Below are 22,652 nucleotides of genomic sequence, written 5' to 3'. Positions count from 1 at the left end.
GAAGCTGGGTTTGTTTCTGTTAATTAGCCAATGAGGATCGAACTAACTATTTACGTGTAATAGTAATCCAACCATCTTCATCTACATACACAGTAGCATGAAGTGCTTCAGCTAGCAGACGTAGCGATACATAGGCATCACCATATTCGTCAACAAATACAGGCTCTGCAAGCTTCACTTTGTCACCGTTAATCACTGCTTCGGAAGAACCGATTTTGAATACCAGTTTATCACCGTACACACCATCAGTTACGATAATAGCACGATTGACTGTATCCCATTCCACAGTAGCATCTAAATCTTCTGCAAAATACCGAAGAGGAATGTACGTCGTATTATTGTCAACGATCGGATAATAATATTCGTCGTCTGGTTCGATGACAATCGTTCTCTTGGTGATACCAAGATCGTCTTTCAAAATACGATAAACGTTAGAATTCGGATCAAAATTGTTCAAAGTCTCTCCAGGAGTCAGGTCACCGGAAGAAACATCAAGAGCTCCTTCTGTACTGATTGGATCTGCCGTTACAGCCCCACCAATGTTCCAAATCTGACTGGAAGCCTTAAGAGAGAAGCTTTTTAATGGCATATCTTCTGTACCTGGAAGCGCCACTTTCAGATCAACATTCTGTTTACGAACATGTAGTCCACTGTCTACAAAAATATCGACAGCAAGCTTCGTATCCTTACTCAGGACCGTCTTAAGCTCAGGGGTTGATTTGTAAAGACTGTCTAGTTGATTGTCATAAACCAGTAGTAAAGCATCCACAGCCAATTTTGCTGCATCATGCAGTACGGTTACAACAGCTTCTTTATCACCCAGAGGAATGACTCCAATACCTGGAATTTCATAATCACCGGAGCCTTTTTCGTCCATAGCTTTGATTACTGGATACAGATAGTCATATAGACCACCAACTAATTCTGTAAAACCTTCCGTATCTTTAGAGATCGATTTCAGGAATCCTTTTAATAATGCCGGAAGCTCATCACCCGTCACTTCGGTATGTAACTTCGTCATATTCACCTGCTGGCCATAAACAGCCTCACTAACTGGTGTTACGCTAATTGCACTTGGATTAGGAAGATTCTTCACCACAAACTTCGTTAGCAGCTTACTAAGATCTTCAGCTTTAGTCAGATCCAATCCAACTTCAGCTAAGACCTCATCATAGCCTTGAACCGGGAAGTAAAATGGTTGTTTTGCTCCTTCAACCGTAAAGACTAAAGTTTGTTTGTCCATAAACAATGAGAATGGAATATTCAATTGTTTATAGCCGATCGTTCCATCGGCAGATACATTACCATTCTCTTGCAACTTTGCATGGCTAATACTCAGGGAAAAAGAATTTATGAGATCTACCATTTCCTTATCTTCTGCGCTCAGTCCTTCTGCAGGCTCAGCGTTCATAGAAAACGTCATGCTGGATTCTGATGATTTAACATCGACATCCCCGATCAATGCCTTATTAACATCGAAACCTCCAACCGATTGACATCCGGCCAGAACAAGCAGCAGCGCGACAAAAGGAATAAACCATTTTGTTCTAGCTATCATTTTCCTCATAGCAAGTCTCCTTTTTAAGAATTTTTTTAAAATCAATCCATTATCTCAGCAAAGGTAACATTTGTAAATCAAAGGATGAGTTATTGTAAAAATACTATAAATTCAACAAACTTCGCCATTCGATAGAAACCCATTCATTGTAAATCAAGCCTTTTAATACTGCCAAAATCAGTAAATGCGCAGGATAAAAAGACCACCAAACCCAGCGTTTCACCCGGTGACGCTCTAAATATCCCCAAAGTGCAGGTATCAAAGCAATCAACAATGTCGGTAAAATACTAAGCATTTGGACCACCCAATAGTTATAGAACATGTAAAACAAGTTTAATGCCAGATGTGCCATAACAAGCCAGTATGACCTCGTATAACGGAATATCAATACTAGCAGCAGGCCGTACGCATTATAATCTATCGGGAAGTAATCCATTAACGCGATAGCTGCAATGACAACAGGTATACCAAGCCATAGAGTAGGAAGTTTATCTAAAACAACTAATACAATTCCAGATAATAAAAGCGTAAACACCACATTCCATCCACCAGGATTAATCGCTAAATTGTATGGGATCTGAGCAATAATAGCGATTATAAGCAGTCGGAATAAATATTTCGGTCTGGATGATGTATGGATATGCCCCTGCACAAGCCCGTAACAGTAGATTGGAAAGGCTATTCTTCCTACATATCTCCAAGCGATATCCTCTGGAAAAAAGATATAGCCAATATGATCGATTAGCATCGTCAGCATAGCGAGAATCTGCATATCAAACCTCCATAAAATAGGTTGATATCATACATTCGCCAAAGCCTACTTCATCTCCTTCGCTAATACACAAATGATGACCGCAATAAAAGAGATCTGAATTTCTGGTTTCTCGCCTCTTGACTTTATGGGGTGCAATTGAGTACTATGAACGAGCAACATCATATGGCAATGATCAAAGACAAGATTTCCTATACGAACTGTCCAGAGAGAGAGGTCTAGGCTGAAAGCTTCTCCAGTAAACGATTGTGGAGTTACCCCTTTGTAGCTGTGGCGCTGAATCCGTAGATCTAAATTTTACGGTAGTATGTGGCACCGACTTATCCACGTTAAAGGATACCAATGAGGTCCTATCCTTGTGATAGGTCGAATTAGGGTGGAACCACGAGCTGAACGCACTCGTCCCTTTCTGGGAGAGATGCGTTTTTTTGCGTTCACCACTAACAATTTTTGAGAACTGGAGGCTAACAATCATGGAGATCAAGGTAACACTGCAAAACGGAACAATTAGAGAGGTACTACAAGGAACGACGATTAAAGAAGCAGCAGGTGTCATAAGTACCAGTCTGAAAAAAAGTGCTGTAGCTGGAATAATCGATGGAAGATCCGTTGACCTAAACCAAACGATCGATCATGATTGCCAGCTCGAAATTGTTACGTTGGATAGCAAAGAAGGGCTGGAAATTTATAGACACAGTACAGCACATATCATGGCGCAGGCCATAAAGCGTATATATGGAGATAAGGGTGTCCAGCTTGGCATAGGTCCAGTAATCGAAGATGGCTTTTATTATGACATTGATATTGAAACACCTCTATCCACGGATGATCTTGTAGCAATCGAACAAGAGATGGCGAGAATTATTCAAGAGAATCACCCGATTGTCCGCCGTGTCGTTCCCCGCGCTGAAGCAATCAAGCTTTTTGAAGCGATGAATGAGCCCTTAAAGCTGGAGCTTATCCGTGATCTACCTGAAGACACAGTATTATCTATTTATGAACAAGGTGAATTCTCGGATCTCTGTCGAGGCCCGCATCTTCCCTCAACTGGATTGGTCAAGGCCTTTAAGCTGTTGAATGTAGCAGGTGCCTACTGGCGTGGAGATTCCAATAATAAAATGCTGCAACGTATCTACGGAACTGCTTTTCCTAAGAAAGCTCAACTTGAAGAGCACCTACTCTTTCTTGAAGAAGCAAAGAAGCGTGATCACCGTAAGCTTGGCAAGGAACTGGAATTGTTCATGTTCTCTGAAGAAGCTCCAGGCATGCCCTTCTATCTTCCAAAGGGAATGACTATCCGTACAGAGCTTGAGAATTTCGCACGTGAACTACAAAGACAGAGAGATTACGATGAAGTTCGTACACCGCTGATGATGAATAATCGGCTTTGGGAGCAATCCGGGCACTGGGATCACTATAAAGACAATATGTATTTCACCAATGTAGACGAAACAAAATTTGCACTCAAGCCGATGAACTGCCCAGGTCATATGATGATCTATAAAAATAATCTACATTCTTACCGAGAGTTGCCTATCCGTATTGCCGAATTTGGTCAAGTACATCGCCATGAATTCTCTGGGGCACTTAACGGGATGATGCGTGTTCGTACTTTCTGTCAGGATGATGCCCATCTCTTCGTATTACCAGAGCAGATTGAGGATGAAATAAGCCGGGTAATCTCACTGATTGACCATATTTATCAAGTGTTTGGCTTTGAGTATAAGATTGAATTATCTACTCGCCCGGCAGATTATATGGGATCAAAAGAACTATGGGATCTAGCTGAACAATCTTTACAAAGTGTATTAGACAATCTCGGGATCGAGTATCGTGTGAATGAAGGTGATGGCGCGTTCTACGGACCAAAAATTGATTTCCATATCTTAGATGCGCTAAAACGAAGCTGGCAATGTGGAACCATCCAACTAGATTGGCAAATGCCAGAGAAATTCGATCTAACTTATATCGGGGAAGATAACCTTAAGCATCGCCCGGTCGTAATCCATCGCGCCGTTTATGGGTCAATTGATCGATTTATGGGGATTATTACGGAGCATTATGCCGGCGCATTCCCGCTATGGCTAGCACCCGTTCAAGCGAAGTTATTGCCCGTCTCTGAGAACTACGTTGCTTATGCATTTCAGGTGAAACAATCCTTAGAACAAGCTGGCATTCGTGTAGAGGTTGATATCCGAAATGAGAAGCTAGGATACAAAATTCGTGAAGCTCAGCTGGAAAAAGCACCCTATATGCTCGTTCTCGGTGAGAATGAGAAAAACTCTGGCAGTGTATCTGTAAGAAAACGTGGTGAGGGGGATCTTGGTTCAAAGAGTATCCATGAGATTATTGAACAGATTAATAAAGAAATAGTTAGTAAAAATTAAAGTTCTGCTCCTAATAAAACGTTAAAGGGCTGTCTATTCGTAGAAATCTACGAACAAGACAGCCCTTTCTTTGATCACATATTATTATTCAAATGAACACTATTTCACGTACAGACGACTGCTTTCTTCCCAATATTCGCCTGGTTTGAGGCTGAACAAGCCAATCTCATCAGCCGGTAGATCCACCATTGGTGCGTTAACCAAGTTAATTTGCGGTTCAGGACAGAAGAACTGTTCTGTAGCACCATTGTTCCAGATCATCCATTGTTTGTACGAAGTCCCTACATCGTATACCAAGGTTATTCCAGCTTTACTGTCAGTAAGCTCCATCCGATTGCGTCCGTTTTGAGGTACAGCGGTGTAGTGATTATCCATTGATGCAAAATATGGACTCACACCTTCATCACGAAGCTGAACTTCTCCTGGCTCCAGCGCTTGGAATTTACCTGTTGGCAGCATGCGGTCATCCAGTTCCCAACGCTCGCCGATAGTTGCTTTTACACGGTAATCTTGTGGAGAACTTTCCGGTGCGAATGGTGCATTAATCGCGGTATGGAATGCCAACAAGCAAGGCATCACATCATCACCATCATTATGCACTTGCACCTGTTGAGATAAGCCACCTTCACCAAGGGTGTAACGTAGTTTCATCGTATATTTATGTGGCAAGTATTGATAAGAAGGATGATTCTCATCCACTTTAATGAATACGGTTACGAAGCTTTCTGTCTTACCGCTACCGAACTCTTCCACTTCCCAAGCTGCCGTATGTAAAAAACCATGCAAATGGTTGCCCGTAGCGACTTCATTTACTGGGAATTGATAAGTTTGACCATTCCATGGGAATTTGCCATCCTCATAACGATTCGGAGGAAATAATACAGGAATTCCATGGATGCCTGGACTTGCCTTGAAGGCTTCCATTTCCTCAGCTCCCGGTTCATGCAAGAAACGGTAACCGTTTTCGGTATCACGGAAACAGATCAAGTTGCCACCGATACCCGGTAGTATAGCTGCCTCATAACGGCCAGCTTTTAACCAGATGGCTGCTTCTCCTTCATATTGTCCTTCATAGGCTGTGATAGACATAATAATATGTTCTCCCTTCCAGTGTCTGATAATTGTCTCTACTTGATAGATTACCACATCTGGTCATGACGTGACATGCCCTTTTTTACAGCTGTTCCACTTCAACGCTCATGACATGATCAATTTTCTTCACATCATAATAGATTTCTGTTGCGTAATCTTTATCCGGTGCTGAAATCACCATATCGATCATTTGCCTTCCATCTTCCAAATCCTTAATTTTCATTCTGCGGATCGCTCGGGAGGGGCTTCTAGTACTTCGTTGGGTACTAACCTGAGGCCGCTCGATTTTTTGGATCACTTCAGTAAGTACAAAATTAGCTTCCATGATGATTCTCACCGAAACTTCATGCTTGTTAAGCACCTCAGGGCCAATCGAACGAATTAAATGAGGAACCAAATTCACCGCAAACATCAAAAGAATAACTGCATACGCAGCTTCAATATAGAATCCTGCACCCACAGCTATCCCAATTCCAGAAGCTGTCCAGATGAGTGCTGCTGAGGTCAAACCTGATATCGCATCTCCACCTCTACGCAATATAACCCCGGCGCCCAAGAATCCTATTCCACTGACAATTTGAGCAGCGAGGCGCATCGGATCCATATTCGGATGCTCTGGACCCGCAAACTTATCAAAGGCATGAATGGACACTACGGTTACAAGACACGAGGCAATGCTTATGACCATACTGGTCCGAATCCCCAGCGGTTTCTGCTTGATCTGTCGGTCAATCCCGATGAACAGCCCGAACAGCATGGCCACTAGCAGCTTAATTAATGATTCAATATGAAAATCCATCATTCATTCTCCTTTCTCCAAGATACTCCATTATAACGGAAAACAGAGATAAAGATTAGCTTTATTTTACAGCAAAAAACGGCACTCCTATCCTCAATGTATATGCGCTCTAGATCAATTAGATCCCGCATAACAAAGAGGATAGAATCCGTTTTAAAGGAAGTGATTATTTACGAATATTTAACCATGAAGCAACGATTCAGCACCGTCACAATAAATCTCAGTTCCTGTAATATGATCGGAATCCTCGGAGGCCAGAAAAAGTGCCAGCTTCGCAACTTGATCAGGACGCCCGGGACCTTCTTCTAGCGGTTGATCCCCTTCCGGAAATTCAACAGGGATCTTTACCTCTTTCAGATCCTCGGATGGAAAAGTGTTGTCATCTATATTGGTCTTAATAGCTCCAGGACAGATCGCATTTACGCGAATTTGAAATTGAGCCAGTTCTAATGCTGCCATTTTCATAAAAGCAACCTGACCTGCCTTTGTCGTACTGTAAGCAGAAAAACCGATGTTAGAAAATACACGATTTCCGTTAATGGAGCTGTTAATCAGGATGCTGCCGCCGCTTTCTTTTAGATGCGGTATCGCATATTTAACCGTCGCGAAGGTTCCACGAAGATTGATGTGAATCGTCTGGTCCCAAGACTCAATATCCATCGTTTCAATGGGGGTCATGGCTCCATTAATCCCTGCATTAGCAAAAACAACATCAAGACGCCCCCATTTTGCGGCCGCCTTGTTTATAGCAGCTTCCACTTGCGGGGGTTCAGCAACATCGCATTCAATTACAAGTGCTTCTCCGCCTTCTTTCTCCACTTGTTTTCTAACCTTTTCTGCGTTCTCAACAGTTCTATCCAGCAACACAACTTTGGCCCCGTTACGGGCAAACTCAAGCACAGTTGCTCGTCCAATGCCGGAACCACCTCCTGTTACAATCGCTACCTTACCTTCCAGCTTCTTATCTGCCATGTTTAAGTATCCTCCTTCTTGTCATGCAAGCCTTTCCAGTTAAGTTCTTTCCTTAACCTTAACCTCGCATACAGAAGTTGAATCGGTAGATCTTTACTTATCCTTATTCGCCTTGTCGAAGATGAATAATAAGATCATTTAATCCGGCCTCACGGATACCTTCTACGATTAAATCAGCAAGCAGACGCGCTCCTAAAATCTGAAAATGTGTATTGTCCTGTACACCGACTGGATGCAAGATATATTCTCCAGGATAACTCCACATGAACAGATCCTTCGTTCCTTCCACACCGTATGCTTCAAATAGCTTACGACTCTTCTCCGCCAAATCGATCAGTGGGATTTGCTCATTCTCGGCCAGCTCCTTCATTGCCGTTAAATAATCACCATGGCTGTCTACTATAGCTTCTAGATGATCAAATCTTCGGCGATGTACAGGAGTTACAAGTACCGGATAGGCTCCCGCTTCCCTAGCGACTGTAATCATCTGTAGCAAATATTCTTTATATGTAGTGAAAGGTTCGGTATGTCTACCTTCATCCCCTTTCGAATCGTTATGTCCAAACTGTATGAAAATATAATCTTTTGGCCGAAGCGCAGTAGAAATATTGTCCAAATGCCCTTCCTCAATAAAGCTCTTGGAGCTTCGACCAGAAATGGCTCGATTGTCCACTACAAGACCTGCTTTGAAGCTGCGAGGCAGCAACTGGCCCCAGCCAGCATAGGGATAACCAGCTTCTCCTTGATCGGTCACCGTAGAATCACCAGCCAAATATAAGACGAGCGCTTCGTTGTCAGGCTCAATGTCGAGAGCATTTATTCGAGGCGCAATACCTGAGAAGGAGAGCTTTAGCTGACCATCCATGATTCGCATCGCAAATGATTCACGTACGTACTGACCTGCCGGAACATTCAATATGTCTAAAACGTACTTCCCAGCGCCTGCTCGAATTACTGTACTCGTATCTGCTAAGGAGTCACCAAGTACCAAAGAAATCCGGTAAATCCCATCAGGAATATCTAACAGGAAGACTGCCTTCTGCGGAATGCAGAAATCACTTCTTAATGTCTCTGATCCTCCCCTGGAACGCCCGAATACTGTCGAGTCTGAAGTAAAACCAAATCGCGTTTCCGGAGAGTATCGTGAGTCCGGCCGAATTTTGGTGTAGCCGGGCGCTGTATCTTTAATCCCAAAGTCAAAATGATAGCTATCCAAATTCAGCCGCACCTTTCTTCATTAGATATTTTATCCTTTCAAACCACTGGTGCTGATTCCTTCCACAATCTGCTTTTGAAAGAGAAAGAAAATAATCATGACGGGTGCCAAGCTAAGAACGGACATGGCGAACATGGGCCCCCAGTTGGACACGGACTCACTATCGAGGAACATTTTCAGCCCCATAGAAACTGTATATTTAGATGGAGAGTTCAGGTACAACACTGGCCCAAGCAGATCTTCCCAGCGCCAATAGAAGGAAAAGATCGCTGCAGTAGCCATAGATGGACGGATGAGTGGGAGAATGATTCTGAAGTACAGACCAAATTTCCCGCACCCATCAATCGTAGCCGCTTCGTCAAGTTCAACAGGTATCGTCCGAATAAACTGCAGCATTAGGAAAATAAAGAACGGAACACCGAAGAACTGTGGAATCACGATCGGCTTGATACTATCGAGCCATTCCAATTTGGCATAGATAATATATTGCGGGACTAGTACTACATCTGAAGGAAGCATAAGCGTCATCATCATGATGCCGAACCATAAACCATGCCCTACAAACTTATTGCGTGCAAATCCGAAGGCCACTAGTGAAGAAGAGATCACTGCCCCAAGCGTTGCTACAACGACGATAATTAATGAATTCTTTATGAAGACACCAAAGGAATATCCGGCAATCCCTTCCCAGCCTTTCGCATAATTCCCCCACACCCATGGATCGGGAAGAAGCTGCTGGGCGGTAACAAATACAAGCCGGCTCTCTTTAAAAGAGCTCATGATCATCCACAAAATCGGATACAGCATAATGATAGCGAGGCCACCGATAAGAATGTGATACAGCGGCCATTTCAGTTTCATTTTCGCCATGGATTATTTTCCTCCTTCCGATTCGTAGAAGACCCACGATTTGGATGTCTTGAACAAAATTCCGGTCATGATGCCGACTAGCAATAACATCACCCACGCCATAGCTGAAGCATAACCCATATTATTAAACATAAAGGCCTGACGGAATAGATATAGAGAATACAACATCGTACCGTCCATTGGCCCGCCTTCACCTTTAGAGATAATATAAGCTGGAACAAAGGTCATAAATGCACTGATCGTCTGCATGACTAGATTGAACAGAATAACTGAGCTTAGGAGGGGCATTGTAATCTTAAAGAACTTTCTGAAAAAGCCTGCTCCATCTACACTAGCTGCCTCGTACATTTCACCAGGAATATTTTTTAGACCCGCCAGAAAGATCAACATGGATGAACCAAACTGCCACACGGATAAGGTGATCAACATTATAAGCGCAGCGCTCGGATTACCAAACCAACTTACTGGACCCAGGCCGAAAAAACCGAGCATGCCATTAATAATTCCAGTATCACTAAAAATATTACGCCACATGATGGATACCGCCACACTGCCACCTATAATAGAAGGTAAATAATAAGTTGTACGATAGGCTCCGATCATGCGCGATTTTGTATTTAGAATCATAGCTACAAATAATGCAAAGGTGAGACGTAAAGGCACACCAATAAATACGTAAAGCAGGGTCACCTTTAGTGAATGTAAATATTTCGGGTCATTCGAGAACATTTTGATGTAATTATCAAATCCGATCCATTTAGGGGGAGCGAACAAATTGTATTTGGTAAAAGAAAGATAAAGAGAAATGATCATCGGGATCAATGTGAAGCAAAGGAAACCAATGACGAATGGACTGATAAAGGCATATCCTGTAAGGTTGCTTCGTAAACTCCGGCCTTTTAGCTTCTTTTTCTTAAAAGCCAGCGGATTCGAAGGAAGGGGATTCGTGGATGCCAAGGGTCTCCAACTCCTTTTTATGTGAATAATAAGGGAAACGGACTGCCGCCTAACCAAATGGCATGCCGTTTCCCATGTTAGACGCAGTATAGTTATCTGTTACCTTCTATTACCGGCTGGAGAGAATAGCGTTCGCTTCTTTTCGGAACTGTGCGGCGGCGGCGGCTGGGTCAATTTTGCCGAAGTTCATTTGTTCAGCAAGGTCTGTAAGGAGTGCTACTACCTCTGGCGATCCAACTGGCGGACTCATTGGAGAAGTAGTTGGCTCCATGTCAGCTACGAATTTAAATACTTGCTTACCGGAATCCGTTAATTGTGAGGCTACAGATTCTTTGATTTTGCTTGAAATTGGCACACCACGTTCGCCTTTGATTAGGTTGTTGGCTTCGGGATCATTAATCCAGAAATCAACGAACTTCGCTGCTTCTTCCTTCACTTTTGAGTTAGAAGTAACCGACCAATACATACTTGGCTGCATGTAGAGTCCTTTTTCCATATCTGGGCCCGGCATTTGTGCCAGTGCCATAGGACGATTTACAGCGATTTGCAAAGCAACATATTGGTTCGACCATTGCCATACGCCGATACCTGTTCCTTTAACAATATCAGACTCTTCGATAACGCCTTTGTTTTGGCTCAGTTTGTCTTGGGATGGAACCGCTCCATCTTTAATTAAACCAGACAGCATTCCGAAAAAGTCAGCGAACAAGGCATCATCCTCATATCCAAGTGCTGAACCATCATTGTTATAAAGTGCCAGCCCTTTTGTACGCAGATAATAGTTGAAGAATACGTCAGCTGCCATAGAACCGTCGATATACAGTCCAGCCGATTTAGCTTTCGCAGCAAGTTCTTTGTACTGATCCCAAGTCCAGTTCTCAGGAATGGAATCCACCCCTGCCTTCTTTAGCAATTCTGGGTCATATTGAAAACCAAGTACGTTAACGCCTAGTGGAATTCCGAATTGCTTCTCATGAATCACCCCAGTACTAAGTACGTTCTCATTCACATCACCGACTTGTATCTGATCGTTTAAATAAGGCTTCAAATCTTCGAGCTGTCCGTTAGATCCATATTGATTAATATAAGAAATATCCATTTGAACGATATCAGGAAGTCGATTCGCCGCTGCTTGAGGGGCAAGCTTCTTCCAGTAATCATCGAATGAAGCATATTCAGGCTCAATCGTTACATTCGGATATTTAGCTTCATACATATCAATTACTTGTTGTGTATAAGAATGTCGCGTATCTCCACCCCACCAAGCAATACGCAGGGTTACCGGTTCTGCTGAGGTCGTAGCTGCAGGCTTCGTTTCCGAAGGAGCATTTGTAGCAGAATCCGTAGCGGCAGCACTGTTATTGTTGTTCCCTCCACCACAACCGGCTAACATGGATGACAGCAACAATGGTACGGCTAATAAAGCGAATCTCTTTTTCAAATTCATGTCCCCTTTTCCTATAATAGTGTAAAGGCTCTGATCCCTTCAGGTAGCGCTTTCATGTTTAAATCTTCTCAAATATTCAGTAATTGTTGAATACAAAAAACCGTCTTGTTTGTTCAATAATCAGTTCGCTTGAGGGGGTTTCATGAAATCTGTGGGTGTCTGCCCAGTTACTTTTTTGAACACTTGACTAAAATACTGTGCATTCCCACCGAAGCCGAACATTTCAGCGAGTTCAAATACTCTTACATCACCACTATGCATAATATGTTCCGATGCTTTAGTAATCCGGTAGTTGGTAACGTAGTTAGAGAACTTCTCCCCTGTAATTTTCTTAAATATCTTCCCAAGATAATCAGGATTCATATATAACATTTCAGCAGCTACTGAGCTAAGTGACAGTTCTGCATTTTTATAATCGTCAGCAATAATCTTGAACATTTTATCTACGATTAACGATTGGCGACTCCGAAAATGACGATCATACATCGCTGTCAACCGAGCAGCAGCATCTTTTACATAGGTTTTAAGACCACTTAAAGTCCTGATCTCAGCCAGTTCCACCATACTTGAAGTAAAGTTATTTCTTTCATCAGGGACGGCTAGACGTATCATCGCAGAATACAATTGCAAAACATAAGAACGCGTTACATTAATATCCACACGCTGTTCAGCTAGCAGATTAAATAACCGTTCTAATTCAAATTCTACTGCACTTTGTTCGCCCGCCTTAATCAGCAGACAGAGTTGCTCTTCATCTAGTTCAATGTCATTTCTTCCGCTTAGTTCATCACTAGGAATATCACTCCCTGTGATTAGACCTCCCTCTTCCATATAAAAACAGTGGTTAAGACATTGCAGGGTCTGACGATACAATCTCCGTGAATGTATCATGAAGTCCGCGTCACTAATCGCAATGGTTACATCCACTTTATAAAATTTGTAGAACATTTTCCTTACATCAGAAATTCGCTCAAGCAGTGTACTATTCAGCGCAGTCTCTCCTTCGACTTCCATTAGTGTCAGAATAAATCCGCCTATCCTTGTACTAAGCAACGTTTCTTGTAGCATATCCTGTGCAATATTTTGCAAAGCAAATAGTTGCTCATATTCATAAGAACCTTCTAACCTGAACAAGATCATACGCACCACTTTGTCATTTAATTCGATGCCAAGCAGCTCCTGATAATACTCTAAATCTTGACTCCCGTATGTCTTGTTAGAGATCCATTCCTTCAAAAATTGTTCCTTCACATGCGGCAGAACTTTAGTAAAACGCTGCTTCATATCAATTACAAATTCCGTCCGGCCTTTTAGTTCATTCAGCTCTGCTACCAGTTCAACTGACGCATCATGAATTTGATTCTCGTTGCAAGGCTTAAGCAGATAATGCTTCACTCCATGCTGCATAGCGATACAGGCGTAGTCAAAATCCTTATACCCCGTCAACATAACGAACTTCACCTCAGGAAACCGTTCACTGCATTTCTGCACCAAGCCTAGTCCATCCAATCCGGGCATGGAAATATCAGTAATCACGATTTCAGGGCGAAGCTCCTCTATTTTCTCCAAGGCTTCTATCCCGTTTCGCGCAGTACCCACAAGTTCCGTTCCTGCCTGAGCCCAGTCCACTACCTGAGATATGCCTTCTAGTATCAACCGTTCATCGTCAACCAGCAGTAACTTAAGCATTCTCTTGCACTCCTTTTAAATAAGGTATACGTACATGTATTGTCGTTCCTTGACCGGGGTCACTTTCAATCACTGTACCCCATGCTGGACCAAATACGATTTGAATACGCTCTGCGATGTTCGCTAACCCAATGCCTTCGCCACGTGTCTTAACTCTTCCCTGCTGTAAATCTTTGATGAACTCGGCACTCATCCCCGGCCCGTTATCACTAACACGAATATCAAGGCCCTGTTCTTCCTCACTCACGGTTATAGAAATCGTGCAAGGCTCAATATTAGGCTCCAAAGCATATCGGATCGCATTCTCGATCAACGGCTGAAGCGTCAGCTTCGGGATTAAAGCGTCATGCAAATGTTCAGGAAACTCCATGCGGAAATCCAGTCTATCGTCAAATCGTGTCTTCTGGATAATGACATAATTACGTACAATGGTGAGCTCTTTTTCAATCGTAATCAAAGGGTCTTTAAGACCGATCGAACTCCGAAACAAGTAGCCGAGAGCTTCTACCATTTCTGAGATTTTAGCTTGTTTGTTCATCTTCGCTAACCAATTGATCGACTCAAGTGTATTGTACAAAAAATGCGGATTGATCTGTGCCTGAAGTGCTTTAAGCTCGGTCTCTCTAATAATGAGCTGCTTCGCATAATTCTCATCGATAAGCTCTCTGATTCTGCGGATCATCATTTTAAAGGTTCTGTTAAGCTGACTTACCTCGTCCTGCGCAGTCTGCGAAACGACACCAAGCGACTGTTCCTCCAGATTATCCAGATCTCCCTTTTCAATTTGTTTCATGTTTTTGGTCAGCTTTGAAATCGGGCGTACAATACTTCGGGCTAATCGATAGCCTAAGAGCAATCCAATGAGTAAGATGAGCGCGAATATGATGACAACCAATTTTTTTACAAAAGTAATATGTTTGAACATCTCATTGAAAGGGGTCGCATTGATATACATCCATTCCATATAAGATGATTTAGTCTTCGTTATAAAGTATGTTCCTTCTTCATACTTAGCCGTACGATAAAGTTCGGAACGTTCCGTTTCCGCTTTAAGCTCATTTGGCAGCAACATCGGAGTTTGGGGATAAACCGCTAGCCCTGAAGTCGCATCTGCAACAATCAACTGATCGCCATCCGAAGTGTTACTAGTGCTATCTGCAATAATACGATCAATCCGAATTCGAATGACTAACGTCCCTAAATCGTCCAGCGTAAAGGTTGATCCGGTGTAAGATTTAATCTGCCGAACAGCCAGGAGTGAATTCTTATTACCTTGGGGATACCACACAATACTACCGCTAGCTTCCTTAGCCAGAGGCTTTAATTGATCCTGAAGATCCTGTGATACACCTTCCCGATTCCCCGCAGTCATGGCACCGCCATTCGTATCTAACAACATCATGGAATAGACGTATTTCTCTGCTCCTGCAAAGGCAACCAACCTGTTTATGATTTTATTATGTAGGACCTGCCGCTCATACGGTTGAGGATCATCCTGCAACTGGCGAAGACATTCCTGAATTTGCTCATCAGAGACCACTGTAAAAGAAAGTTGTTCCAGCTCTCTTAAAGTACTCTCTATACTGATAGATGACATCCCCAGCACTTCAGATGCCTTTTCATAGATTTGCTTGTCATAAATTCGATAAACATACTGCAGGACGGTTAAAGAGAACAGAAAGGACAGCAGCAGCAAAAATGAAATGATCAATATCATTTTATTAAAAATACCCGAACTCCTGTAAGCGCTAACATTCTTCCAAAACATAAGCATCCTCCAATTCACTCTAAAGCCTTATTATGGTATTTAATATTTATCGTCACTATAACCTATCATAAATGATATTGAATCATTTGGGAAAACTTACAACAAAAAGGACTTAAAGTGAAATCCAGAGTCAGAATTCACTTTAAGCCCTTATCCTGAGCCTAAGACACTCCTATAGAAGACTAACCAAGCATCATTCGATCATCCGCCAGTTTATGACCACTGATGGTCTCAAATTCTCCAAGCAGGCGTTCTACCGTAAGATCCTTTTTCCTTGTTTCATCAATATCTAGGATAATACGGCCCTTATCCATCATGATAAGACGATTGCCAAGACGTATAGCCTGTTCCATGTTATGGGTAACCATAAGCGTAGTCAGCTTCATCTCACGGACGATAGACTCTGTCAGTTTAGTAATCAGCTCCGCTCGTGAAGGATCAAGTGCCGCTGTATGTTCGTCTAATAACAAGATTTGCGGCTGGGTAAAGGTTGCCATTAGCAAACTCAGCGCTTGTCTCTCCCCACCAGATAATAATCCTACCTTAGCTCGCAGACGATTCTCAAGTCCGATCCCAAGACGGCTTAACTCCTCACGAAACATCGTCCGTCTCGCTGCATTTACACCAAACGATAATCCTCTACTCTTCCCTCTTTTAAAAGCCATCGCTAAATTTTCTTCAATCGTCATCCGTGGAGCCGTACCTGCCATCGGGTCCTGAAAAACCCGTCCGATCCAGCGACTGCGCTGATATTCTGCTAAATGGCTAATCGAATTCCCTTCAATACTCGCTGAACCAAGATCCGGCTTCATCACACCAGAAATAATGTTCATTAGTGTCGACTTACCAGCACCGTTACTTCCAATAATGGTGACAAAGTCACCGGGAAGAAGCTCCAAATCAATGCCAAGTAGCGCGATCTTCTCATCCGGTGTCCCAGGATTAAACAGCTTAGATACGTTATCCAGTTTAAGCATCGATGGTGCCTCCTCTCTTGCTGCTAAGCGCTTGTTCAGCTAATTCAAGCGAACGTTTACGCGCCATATTCTTCTGCTTCAAGAAACGCTGAATCGAGGGGAATATAAGTGCGAAAATAACGATAATTGCCGTAATCAGCTTAAGATCCGAAGGTCTCAACCATGGTACATACAAGGCTAGTGCAACTACGATTCGGTAAACAATAGATCCCAGAACAACTGCCAACGTCGCACGGAATACATTTCCAGCACCGAAAATGGCTTCACCAATGATTACCGAAGCTAAGCCGATAACAATCATCCCTATACCCATGGAGGAATCCGCAAAAGTAGAATACTGAGTGATCAATGCACCTGAAAGTGCCACCATTCCGTTGGATAAGCTGACGCCGAGAATGGTCGTATTATCTGTGTTTACACCCAGACTACGGATCATTCTTGCATTATCTCCGGTAGCCCTTAAAGCAAGCCCAAGATCTGTACGTAAGAATAAATCCATTATAATTTTCACAAATAAAACAACAAAAGGAAGAACAAGAAGTGGATTGATGGACGAGAACAACGTGGTATCACCCATTAGTGACCAGTTAGGCTTGCCGCCAAAAATTCTCAGATTGATGGAATAAAGTGCGATCATCATTAGAATACCGGATAACAATCCATTAATCTTGCCCTTCGTATGTAATAGACCCGTACACATTCCTGCCAGCATCCCACCTGCAATAGCAGCAAGCGTGGCTAACCAGGGAGCATAACCATTGGTAATCATAACGGCAGCAATTGCACCGCCAGTAGTAAAGCTTCCATCTACAGTCAAATCAGGAAAATCCAAAATGCGAAAAGTAATATACACCCCTAAAGCCATAAATGCATAGAGCAACCCCATCTCCACAGCCCCGAGCATTGAATCATACATAGAAGTCTTCTCCCTTCAAGCGTCAAGGGGCGCCCTCATGGAATCGCCCCTATATAATGTCTTATTGAATAATATTGTTAGCTTGATCGGCAACTTCTTTTTTCATCGCATCCGTCACTTCTATCCCTTGTGCGGCAGCGGCTTTAAGGTTAAGGATAAGATCGAGCTTTTCTTGCATCGTTACTTTCATATCTGCTGGCTTTTTACCATTCTTCAGAATGTCCACTGCCATTTGTCCAACTTGGTATCCATGATCGAAATATTTGAACCCAACGGTTGCAAATGCGCCTTTTTCAACGGTATCCCGGTCACTGGAGAAGAACGGAATTTTCTTATCATTAGCCGTTTGAATGATCGTATCCACAGCACTCACAACTGTGTTATCCAAAGTAATATAGAATGCATCTACACGACCAGCAAGTGATTCAGCAGCTTGCTTCACTTCAGAAGTATTCGTGATGGCTGCTTTCACAAGCTCAATTCCATGTTTATCCAGCTCTTTCTTAGCAATATCCGCCATAATTACAGCATTCGGTTCACCTTCATTGATAACAATGCCCAGCTTCTTCACATTAGGAAATTGAGTAGCAATAAATTGCATTAATCGATTGATAGCTTCAGGATTCGTGTCAGATACACCAGAAACATTTCCCCCAGGATGCTCTAGATCAGTAACGATCTTTGCATCGATTGGATCAGTCACAGCTGCGAACAGAATCGGAGTATCCTTACTTGACTTACTAAGTGCTTGAACAACAGATTGAGCAGAAGGTGTCGCAATAGCTACTACCAAATCGTTGGTGTCTCCAGCAATCTTCTGAGCAATGGTCAAGTTATTCGCTGGGTCAGCTTGAGCATTCTCAAGGTCAACCTTCAGGTTTTCTCCTTCAACAAGCCCCGCATCCTTTAAAGCAGCAAGAATACCTTCGCGTGTAGCATCAAGTGATGGATGTTCTACGTATTGCGAAATTGCGATTTTGTACGTTTTGGAATCAGCAGTTCCAGCATTCGTTGGCGCATTACCAGTGTTTGTTGCGTTGCCTGAGTTTACAGCGGCGTTATTGTTGCCACAGCCAGCAGCTACTAACATGAAGCATAAGCTTAAACCCATTAAAATGTTTTTCTTTTTCATTAAAGTACCCCATTTCATTAGATTATTAACGCGTGCATCAAAGTGAGCGACTCAGCATTATCACTTTTATCGATAAAAGCATTAAAGCATAAGCTTACACGTACCTCACAATAATGATGGAAATCTATTAAACCTATATTATATGGAGGTTGTTTATCCGTCAATCACTTATCCTACTTCCATAGATTACAAATTTTATAGCGCATAACTCACCAATATAGGAAGGACTTGGTTATGTCTTACAGTGATTGCCTTGGTCCTCATTACATAAAAAAAAGCCCCCTGCACAAACTTAAACTACAGTTTGAACATGGAGCGTGTCATATGCCTAATAAACACAAAAAATTACTATCCACTGCTACTGTATTGCTCGCTGCCGTTTTATCAAGTACCGCATGCGGTTACTCTTCACAATCACAAAAACCCAAGGTAAACGCCGTAACTCCCGATGGCATGCAAGCCTCAAGTTATTATGAAAAGTCCGCCATCACCGATGCTCAAGGAAAGTACTGGATTCCACTCAAACCTGCGATCACTTCACTCGGCTATCGAATGAAAGATGATACTACTCATGGTGGATACACCAAAATTGGCTACAGTGATGTTATGTATATGCTGCGCCCTGGCTCTACTCAAGTCTTCTCCCTAGGTGAGAAAATCACACTACCGCAGGCACCTAGACGACAAGAAGGTCAAATCTATATCACACCGCTAGCTCTATCCAAATTTCTTCAAACAGAAGTGGGTTGGAATCCTCAGTCTGGTGAAATCAACATAGCCACACCGACCGACCATGAGGCTATTATAAAAACGCCATCTGCTAAATCACTAAATGAAGCTAAACCATTTCGCATTCAAAGTATTTCTGAAGCAGACAAGAAGGAATTAGTTACTTATGCCAAAAAATTCTTAGGCGTACCTTATGAATTCGGTACCGGGCCTTATGAAGAGACTAAGAAATTTGATTGTTCTTCTTTTACAAGGCATGTATTCAAACAATTCGGTGTAAACTTACCGCGTCTTGCCAAGGATCAAGATAATATAGGTTCTCGCGTACAACGCAATGCACTAGATGTCGGCGATCTTATATTCTTCACTGTCCCAGGTCGGTTTGAAAGTGATGCTATACCAGGGCATGTTGGTATTTACATTGGGGACGGCAAGTTCATTCACACCTGGGGTGATCCCGGCGTTCAGATCAGTGAACTCGACTCAGGGTATTGGAGCAACGTAATCCTGCATATGCAGCGCATTCTGTAACCACATTCACTGACTAAAGGCACCTCTAAAGAAAGCCTGAATCCTCCGCTTTGGAAGGGTTCAGGCTTCTTTGTTGCAGCATAAAGCGGTATTCTTAATCCCAGTTCTTGCCCTTGCCACTTAAACGTACAAACAGCTTTACAAACTCTACAATCACTATAATCGCCAGTGCTGCAGCAATTACAATTCCCCACTGTAACCCGCTTAAATGTGAGACACCAAACCAATCATTCAGTCCTGGGATGATGATCACCAGCACCAGCATAAGTGTTGAAATCAGTGATGCCCACAGCATATACCGATTGCTGAACCAGCCAATCTGGAACAACGATTTCGTATTGGATCTGACGTTAAACGCATGAGAAATTTGCAGTAATCCTAATGTGGCGAATGCCATCGTAACCGCAATTCCCTCATTGTAATGGGTATGTGCCCACTGGTATACAAACAGCGTAAGAGCAGCCTCTAATATACCCTGGTAAATGATCCCGATTCCCACGCCACCAGCAAAGATACTGCTACTGGCTTTGCGTGGTTTCTTGGACATCAAATCATCCCCCGCCTTCTCAAGCCCAAGAGCTAGTGCCGGTAGGGTATCGGTAACAAGATTAATCCATAGAATATGAATTGGCTCGAGGATACGCCAGCCGATCATGGTTGCAATGAATAGCGTGAGCACTTCCCCAAGATTGGCCGAGAGTAGGAACTGGATTGCTTTACGGATATTGCTGTAAACCTTCCGCCCTTCCTCAACAGCAACAACTATGGTCGTAAAGTTATCATCTGCTAGCACCATGTCTGAGACGCCCTTGGCTACATCCGTTCCTGTGATTCCCATCCCGACGCCGATATCTGATGATTTAAGCGCAGGAGCATCATTTACACCGTCACCCGTCATGGCAACAATTTTCCCTTTTTTCCTCCATGCCTTAACGATCCGAACTTTATGTTCAGGAGATACACGTGCATAAACCGAATAATTAGTGACTTTCTCAGTAAATTCCTCTTCACTGAATTTATCCAGCTCACTGCCGGTCAATACGCCCGTCTCATCTTCGATAATACCTAATCTTTTAGCAATGGCCGCTGCAGTATCTCGATGATCTCCTGTAATCATTACAGGTCTAATCCCCGCTTTACGACAGATAGCTACCGCATCTCTTACTTCCTCTCTTGGAGGATCAATCATACCAACTAAACCGATAAATACAAGTTCTTTCTCCGTAGCTTCCGGTGAAAGGTTAGTCGGTAGCTGCTGTTCATCTCTGAAAGCAAATGCCAACACTCGCAGTGCATCATTCGCAAGCATTGTATTACATTCCATGATATGTCGTGAATGTTCATCCTTAAAAGGAACAATCTCTCCATCCACGTAGATATGGCTGCATTTGGACAAAAGCACATCTGGTGCACCTTTCGTTAACACACGATAACGTCCGTTCTCAACTTCATGAATCGTCGTCATCAGCTTGCGGTCCGAGTCAAATGGCAGTTCATTTTTACGTGGGAATTTCTTTTCTAAATCCCTTTTGTCAGTACCTATACTGAGCGCGTAGTCCACTAACGCTGTTTCCGTAGGATCCCCGATAATCGCTTTACCACTCTTAGTTTGTGGGTCCTTAGCTCCTTCATTCCCTCCAGGTTCTTCAGAGGAATTCCCATCGTCAATGCTGGAATCATTACAAAGCGTCATAGCCTGAAGCAATAGTTCACCACCCGGTGTCCCTTCAAGACCTTCAGCAGCTTCTTTCGTAGTTCCATTGACATGCACTTTTTCGACAGTCATCTTGTTTAGAGTCAAAGTACCTGTCTTGTCAGAGCAAATAATTTCGGTGCTTCCGAGTGTCTCTACAGCGGGGAGTTTGCGAATAATCGCTTTTCGTTTAGCCATCCGCTGCACACCGAGTGCCAAGATAATCGTAACAATGGCTGGCAGCCCTTCAGGAATCGCTGCAACTGCAAGTGAGATCGAGGTGAGAAGCATATCCAGCAGCTCTCTACCCTCAAATATACCGACGGCAAAAATGACTACACAGACACCAAGAATAATAAAGGTGAAATATTTTCCTAGTTCATCCAGTTTCTTTTGCAGCGGTGTTACATCATTCTCTTCCTCCGAGATAAACCCAGCAATCCTGCCGACTTCAGTCTGCATTCCTGTAGCTGTGACTACACCAACCGCTCTACCGTAAGTTACATTGCTGCTCATATAAGCCATATTGGTGCGATCGCCGATAACAATATCTGTTCCCTCAAGCACACCTACCTTCTTTTCTGAAGGCAATGATTCTCCGGTTAATGCGGCTTCTTCCGTTTTCAATGAAGCAGCTTCTAATAGTCGAATATCCGCCGGAACTACATTTCCAGCTTCCAGCAATACGATATCCCCAGGTACAAGGTCTTCACTTTTAATTTCAGAGACCTGACCTCCACGTCGCACCCTGGCATGTGGAGAAGACATACTTTTCAGGGCATCTAGCGCCTGCTCTGCCTTATTTTCCTGAATAACGCCAAGTACCGCATTCAGGATGACTACCAACAAAATAATGACTGTATCTGTCCATTCTCCCAAAACCCCAGACAATACTGCCGCTACTAGCAAAATAAAGATCATTACATTTTTAAATTGTTCAATAAATTTCCCTAGCAGAGATTTGGTTTTTGCTTCTTGAAGTACGTTCTTCCCATACTGCTCCAGAAGTTTAGCGGCTTCACCGGAAGACAAACCATCTTTCCTTGTTTCCAGCCTTTTGAGCACTTCTTCCTCACTTAGTGTATGAAAAGGTACCTGCCCCTGCGATTTTGGATCCTTTGAGTTCAAGACAATAGCCTCCTTCCGG

At 43.0% G+C, this 22,652-nt stretch carries 17 protein-coding genes; 2 read left to right on the top strand and 15 right to left on the bottom strand.

Annotation, left to right across the window (positions count from 1 at the left end):
- Positions 1-46: 46 nt before the first annotated feature.
- Both CA598_RS05115 and CA598_RS05110 read right to left on the bottom strand, forming a co-directional pair.
- Positions 47-1,567 (bottom strand): copper amine oxidase N-terminal domain-containing protein, encoded by a 1,521-nt coding sequence (locus CA598_RS05115; RefSeq protein ID WP_094875676.1) that lies wholly within the window; start codon positions 1,565-1,567, stop codon positions 47-49.
- A gap of 94 nt (positions 1,568-1,661) precedes the next feature.
- A complete protein-coding gene (locus tag CA598_RS05110) occupies positions 1,662-2,330 on the bottom strand; it encodes a TraX family protein (protein ID WP_094875674.1) in 669 nt (222 codons plus the stop codon).
- 473 nt (positions 2,331-2,803) lie between these two features.
- Between CA598_RS05110 and thrS the strand changes: the two genes are divergently transcribed.
- Entirely contained in the window at positions 2,804-4,717 is a 1,914-nt protein-coding gene (gene thrS / locus CA598_RS05105; protein ID WP_094875672.1) for a threonine--tRNA ligase, read from the top strand.
- Positions 4,718-4,816: 99 nt separating this feature from the next.
- Here thrS and CA598_RS05100 read toward each other — a convergent pair whose 3' ends face one another.
- The 12 genes from CA598_RS05100 to CA598_RS05045 all read right to left on the bottom strand — a co-directional run bounded on the left by CA598_RS05100 (position 4,817) and on the right by CA598_RS05045 (position 18,552).
- Positions 4,817-5,806 carry an aldose 1-epimerase gene (locus CA598_RS05100; protein ID WP_094868565.1) on the bottom strand — a complete coding sequence of 330 codons (990 nt, stop codon included), beginning with the start codon at positions 5,804-5,806 and terminating at the stop codon, positions 4,817-4,819.
- A gap of 85 nt (positions 5,807-5,891) precedes the next feature.
- The gene (locus tag CA598_RS05095) at positions 5,892-6,608 is read right to left on the bottom strand and encodes an MgtC/SapB family protein (protein ID WP_042126933.1); all 717 of its coding nucleotides are present in this window, start codon (positions 6,606-6,608) and stop codon (positions 5,892-5,894) included.
- 180 nt (positions 6,609-6,788) lie between these two features.
- A complete protein-coding gene (locus CA598_RS05090; RefSeq protein ID WP_042187431.1) occupies positions 6,789-7,580 on the bottom strand; it encodes an SDR family oxidoreductase in 792 nt (263 codons plus the stop codon).
- A gap of 103 nt (positions 7,581-7,683) precedes the next feature.
- Positions 7,684-8,796 carry a rhamnogalacturonan acetylesterase gene (locus CA598_RS05085; RefSeq protein WP_094875670.1) on the bottom strand — a complete coding sequence of 371 codons (1,113 nt, stop codon included), beginning with the start codon at positions 8,794-8,796 and terminating at the stop codon, positions 7,684-7,686.
- 30 nt (positions 8,797-8,826) lie between these two features.
- Positions 8,827-9,666, bottom strand: a complete 840-nt coding sequence (locus CA598_RS05080; protein WP_094868562.1) for a carbohydrate ABC transporter permease — start codon at positions 9,664-9,666, stop codon at positions 8,827-8,829.
- Between the two features lie 3 nt (positions 9,667-9,669).
- Entirely contained in the window at positions 9,670-10,590 is a 921-nt protein-coding gene (locus CA598_RS05075) for a carbohydrate ABC transporter permease (protein WP_094868659.1), read from the bottom strand.
- Between the two features lie 142 nt (positions 10,591-10,732).
- Complete coding sequence (locus tag CA598_RS05070; protein ID WP_094875668.1) at positions 10,733-12,070, bottom strand: extracellular solute-binding protein; 1,338 nt, start codon at positions 12,068-12,070, stop codon at positions 10,733-10,735.
- A 120-nt stretch (positions 12,071-12,190) separates the two neighbouring features.
- Positions 12,191-13,759: a response regulator transcription factor gene (locus CA598_RS05065; RefSeq protein WP_094875667.1), complete on the bottom strand. Its 1,569-nt coding sequence runs from the start codon at positions 13,757-13,759 to the stop codon at positions 12,191-12,193.
- Complete coding sequence (locus CA598_RS05060) at positions 13,752-15,527, bottom strand: sensor histidine kinase (protein WP_094875665.1); 1,776 nt, start codon at positions 15,525-15,527, stop codon at positions 13,752-13,754. The genes CA598_RS05065 and CA598_RS05060 overlap by 8 nt, the downstream gene beginning before the upstream one ends.
- Positions 15,528-15,709: 182 nt before the next feature.
- A complete protein-coding gene (locus CA598_RS05055) occupies positions 15,710-16,504 on the bottom strand; it encodes an ABC transporter ATP-binding protein (RefSeq protein ID WP_042187421.1) in 795 nt (264 codons plus the stop codon).
- On the bottom strand, positions 16,497-17,420 hold the full coding sequence (locus CA598_RS05050) for an ABC transporter permease (RefSeq protein WP_094875664.1): 924 nt from the start codon (positions 17,418-17,420) through the stop codon (positions 16,497-16,499). Before CA598_RS05050 ends, CA598_RS05055 begins: the two co-directional genes overlap by 8 nt.
- A 61-nt stretch (positions 17,421-17,481) precedes the next feature.
- Positions 17,482-18,552, bottom strand: coding sequence for an ABC transporter substrate-binding protein (locus tag CA598_RS05045; RefSeq protein WP_094868556.1), 1,071 nt, complete (start codon positions 18,550-18,552; stop codon positions 17,482-17,484).
- A 324-nt stretch (positions 18,553-18,876) separates the two neighbouring features.
- On the opposite strand from CA598_RS05045, the gene CA598_RS05040 reads away from it, so the two are divergent.
- Complete coding sequence (locus CA598_RS05040) at positions 18,877-19,812, top strand: C40 family peptidase (protein ID WP_094875662.1); 936 nt, start codon at positions 18,877-18,879, stop codon at positions 19,810-19,812.
- A gap of 94 nt (positions 19,813-19,906) precedes the next feature.
- On the opposite strand, the gene CA598_RS05035 is transcribed toward CA598_RS05040, so the two are convergent.
- Positions 19,907-22,633 (bottom strand): calcium-translocating P-type ATPase, SERCA-type, encoded by a 2,727-nt coding sequence (locus tag CA598_RS05035; protein WP_094875661.1) that lies wholly within the window; start codon positions 22,631-22,633, stop codon positions 19,907-19,909.
- Positions 22,634-22,652: the final 19 nt, after the last annotated feature.

Origin of the sequence: Paenibacillus sp. VTT E-133291 (assembly GCF_002264395.1) — a bacterium.
Taxonomy (GTDB): Bacteria; Bacillota; Bacilli; order Paenibacillales; family Paenibacillaceae; genus Paenibacillus_AQ; species Paenibacillus_AQ nitricinens.
This window is presented reverse-complemented; position numbering and strand designations above follow the sequence as displayed.